The sequence below is a fragment of the Mesorhizobium sp. M2A.F.Ca.ET.067.02.1.1 genome, assembly GCF_004023285.1.
In the GTDB taxonomy this organism is placed as follows: Bacteria; Pseudomonadota; Alphaproteobacteria; order Rhizobiales; family Rhizobiaceae; genus Mesorhizobium.
Map to the genome: position 1 here is coordinate 1 of NZ_RZSB01000825.1, position 2,489 is coordinate 2,489.

Sequence of the window (2,489 nt, forward strand, 5' to 3'; positions counted from 1 at the left end):
CCCGTCCTCCAGCCCAACCCGCGTCGAGAATTTCCGCAGCGCCGCCCGCTGAACAAAAGGCCACACGGTCGCGTTCTCGCCATGCAGCAGGATCGAGCGGCGGATACCCTCGCGCTGCAGCACCTTTTGGATGCCGTGGGCGACGGCGAAGGCTTCGTCCAGCGCCTGTTCGGAAATCTCGATCAGCACGCGCAGCACCCGCCCGCCATGGTCGAGACTGGCAAGCCTGAGCGCGTCGCCGATCGAGGCCAGCCCCGCCTCGATGCCGACGCCGCGGCCGCGCAGGGCCTCCATCACCTCGGGCGCCGCCGCCTCGCTGAGATTGACCGATGCGTAGTCGGGCAGCTCGCGCCAGCCGGAGATGGCGACCAGCGTGCGCAGATCGTCCTTCTCGATCCAGGCGCCGGTGGAGACGCCGATCAGCGTGCCCGGACAGGCTCTGCGGAGCGCTGCGACCGTCCTATCCATCGCCTCCGGCACAAGGCTCTCTTGGCCGTCGGCGCCACGCGCATGGACATGCAGCTCTGCCGCGCCGCTCCGACTGAGGCCGCAGCGTCGCGCGCCATAGCTTCTGGATCGAGCGGCAATGCGGGATGGAAGTCGGCGGGACGGGCGCCGTTGATGCAAGCCTGGACGATCATCTTTGCGGCAATCCTGTTTCGGCTGGAGGGAGCCTAGCGCAGGGCCAGGATGATCGGAACGGATATGGCGAAGTCTCCTGACAGGCCGGGCCAACAAAGGAGAAATCCCCCTGGCCCGACAGCCAGGGGGTAAGCATCCCCTTCGGTGGTTTCGGCCCTTGAAAGCCCCTTACGCCGGCACGCGCTTCAGCGCCTGCGCCATGCAGTGGATGCCGCCGCCGGTCTTGGAGATCTCGCTCATGTCGACGGCTGCGACCTCGAAGCCGCGCGCCTTCAACTGGCCGATCAAGGTCTTGCTGGAGGTCGGCGCGATCACCCTGTCCTTGCCGAGCGACATGAAGTTGCAGCCGAGCGCCATCGTGTCCTGGAAGGGCACGTCGATGATCTCGTGGCCCTTGCCCTTGAGCCAGTCGACAATGCCGGGCTCGGTGCAGGCGAGGCAGACGGCGGTAAGCTTTTCCGCGATCGGCACCACCATCAGGTCGATATGGACATAGTACTCGTCGATGAAGGCGAGACGCGTCTCCCAGCCTTCCTTGTCGAACCATTCCTTCACCTGGCGGGCGCCTTCTTCCTGGGTGCGGGCGCCGCCGCAGCCGATCAGCACAACGCCGTCCTCGATGACGTTGAAGTCGCCGCCCTCGAAGGTGCCGGCCGTCACCATGTCGTAGATCGGGATGCCGAGCTTCTCATAGGTGCGGATGGCGGCGTAGTTCTCGCCGCGCCGCCACCAGTTGGCCATGGCGGTGATGAAGGCGCCGTAGGGCGTCATGACGCTGGAGTCGCGCGAATAGACCTGCATCGGCAGTTCCGGCGTCGGCTCATGCCAGTGGATGTTGACGCCGAAATGCTCATAGGCTGCGACGAGGTCCTTGTGCTGCGCCTGCGCGATCTGGACGTTGCAAGGCGCCTCGCGCAGATGTTTCCTGGATAGCGAGCTGGTCGACAGGTGGCGCAGGAAGTTCGGCGAGCCGAGCAGCACGTCAGTCAGCACATCGGTCTCGTTGGCGAAGCCCCAGGCGGTCAGCGGCTTGGTGCCGCCATTGGGGTTGCGGCGCTGCAGCGAGAAGGGCTCGGCGACGATGCGGTCATGGACGGTCATGGGGTTCTCCTCTGGACTGTTTTGTTGATGGGTCATGCGGTGGAAGCGGCCGGGATCCACCAGTCGCGCCCACGCGGCGTGGTGACATATTCCGGCCAGCGGAAGTTGATCGGCGGTTCATAGTCGCAGAGCGGCGCGATCCAGTTCGAGCCGCCGATGCCGCCGCCGGTCCGCCTGACGAACTCGTCCATCGCGGCATCGCGCGCGGCCTTGTCCTCCAGCAGGCGCAGTGCCGTCAGCGCGACCGTCTTGGCGGCGCAGGTGACCATCGGATCGATGGTGGCGGAGATGCCGCCCAGCGCGTTCATCGCCCAGGATGGATAGACATGGCCCTTGGCCGCGCGCAGCGCCGGGCGGGCGATGTAGAAACGCGATGTCGGCGCGTGCCAGCTCATGTCGGTGTAGTCGTCGGAGGTGGAGTTCACCTGCGAGGGCGGCAGGTCGCGGCGCAGGATCGCCTCGGCCTCCTGCGGCGCGATAAGCCGCTCCAGCTCGTCGATGAACGGGTTTTCGGTCGCCTCGCCGCCGGCATTGACCTGGACCTCGCGCCCGATCGCCCTCGCCTCTTCGTTCCATTGCGGCGCGCCGACAGTGGAGAGCGCCTGATAGGTGATATCGGCCATGGCGTGGTTGGCGAGCCCCGGCCGCGACTTCGAGACCCAATGACGCTCGTAGCGGCAGCCGCTCATCCTGGCAGCGGCTTCGGCGTTACGGTCGAGCACCGCGGTCACCTGTTCGGCCATGGC

General features: G+C 66.6%; 1 protein-coding gene and 2 pseudogenes. All 3 read right to left on the reverse strand.

Going from position 1 to position 2,489, the window contains the following annotated elements; all coding sequences use genetic code 11:
- A pseudogene (locus EOA28_RS32335) lies at window positions 1-641 on the reverse strand (3-keto-5-aminohexanoate cleavage protein); the annotation flags it as partial.
- A gap of 169 nt (window positions 642-810) precedes the next feature.
- Complete coding sequence (locus EOA28_RS32340) at window positions 811-1,743, reverse strand: dimethylarginine dimethylaminohydrolase family protein (protein WP_127251871.1); 933 nt, start codon at window positions 1,741-1,743, stop codon at window positions 811-813.
- 32 nt (window positions 1,744-1,775) lie between these two features.
- Window positions 1,776-2,489, reverse strand: a pseudogene (locus EOA28_RS32345) (amidohydrolase); the annotation flags it as partial.

Bases quoted from the DNA above. Each gene is read 5' to 3' on its own strand.
- EOA28_RS32340 (WP_127251871.1), bottom strand. From the start codon at position 1,743: ATGACCGTCCATGACCGCATCGTCGCCGAGCCCTTCTCGCTGCAGCGC.